This is a genomic window from Adlercreutzia sp. DFI.6.23 (assembly GCF_024462535.1).
GTDB lineage: Bacteria > Actinomycetota > Coriobacteriia > Coriobacteriales > Eggerthellaceae > Adlercreutzia > Adlercreutzia rubneri.
This window is the reverse complement of the sequence record NZ_JANGBP010000198.1, coordinates 1-399: the sequence shown is the minus strand read 5'-3', so window position 1 is coordinate 399 and position 399 is coordinate 1. Positions and strand designations below refer to the sequence as shown.

Below are 399 nucleotides of genomic sequence, written 5' to 3'. Positions count from 1 at the left end.
TCCTCGTACATACGGGCCACGCGCGCCGGCGTCTCCCGCAGCCCCTCGCGCTCGGGATCTTCCCCGACGCCTTCCAAAATCAGACGGACGCCGGCTTCGATTTTCGCTGTATCCACGGTTGTCGTAACTCCTTGTAAACGGTTGGCGCCATGTTATCACGACGCTATGGACACACGGCAAAAGAGCGGCATAATACCTTGGCAGAAGGCTTCACGCAAGAAGGGATCGACCATGAAAAGCCTCCTGGCCGAGTTCAAAGAGTTCATCAACCGCGGCAACGTGATCGACATGGCCGTCGGCATCATCATCGGCGCGGCGTTCACCGCATCGTCACGTCGCTGACCGACGACATCATCAACCCGCTCATCAAACTCATCACCGGGGGCAACGGCACCGATG

General features: G+C 58.9%; 1 protein-coding gene and 1 pseudogene. One reads left to right on the top strand and one right to left on the bottom strand.

Annotation, left to right across the window (positions count from 1 at the left end; all coding sequences use genetic code 11):
* The coding region (locus NE591_RS12995) for a GTP cyclohydrolase I (RefSeq protein ID WP_256156835.1) at positions 1-116 on the bottom strand (116 nt) is incomplete at its 3' end.
* Positions 117-231: 115 nt separating this feature from the next.
* Here NE591_RS12995 and NE591_RS12990 point away from each other — a divergent pair.
* Positions 232-399 (top strand): annotated as a pseudogene (locus NE591_RS12990) (MscL family protein); the annotation flags it as partial.